1 protein-coding gene and 1 pseudogene are annotated in these 571 nt (G+C 59.2%); both read right to left on the bottom strand.

What is annotated here, in order from left to right; translation table 11 throughout:
- Positions 1-470 (bottom strand): ABC transporter permease (locus ACR0EL_RS22625; RefSeq protein ID WP_480502375.1); only part of this gene is annotated, 470 nt, incomplete at its 3' end.
- Positions 467-571, bottom strand: a pseudogene (locus tag ACR0EL_RS22630) (ABC transporter permease); the annotation flags it as partial. The pseudogene ACR0EL_RS22630 and the gene ACR0EL_RS22625, both read right to left, overlap by 4 nt.

Consider the following 571-nt stretch of genomic DNA (forward strand, 5'->3'; position numbering starts at 1 on the left):
TCCCAAAGAGACAAAGCTGCGCCTCGGGTGATGCGGGCAAAAACGGGGATGTTGAAGATACCGATGGCGATGATCGCGTTTATGGCCCCGGCACCAAAGACGGCGGTGATCAGAATGGCGATGACGAGAGAGGGGAATGCAAAGACCAGATCATTGCCGCGCATGATGAATTCATCTAGCCACGATCCACTGCGCGCAGCGGCAGCCAGACCCAAGGGAACGCCCAGCGCCATGCCAATCCCGACCGCGACCAGCGCCACCGCAATCGAGGTGCGCGCACCAACCATGATCATCGAGAACATGTCGCGTCCGAAATGATCGGTACCGAACCAGTGCTGTGCGCTGGGTGGCTGCAGCTTGGCGGGAATGTTCAGCGCGGCGTGGTCGTATGGGGTCCAGACAAAGGACACCAGCGCTGCCAGCACCACCAGTGAGGACAGCGTCGCGCCAAGGATCAGGTTGCGGCTCATGTCCTGCTCCTCAGCCTTGGATCGACTGCGGCATAGGCCAGATCGACAAAAAAGTTCACCATGATGACGGCAAAGACCAGCAGCATAACGACCGATTCCAC

Source organism: Ruegeria sp. AH12, from assembly GCF_056541465.1.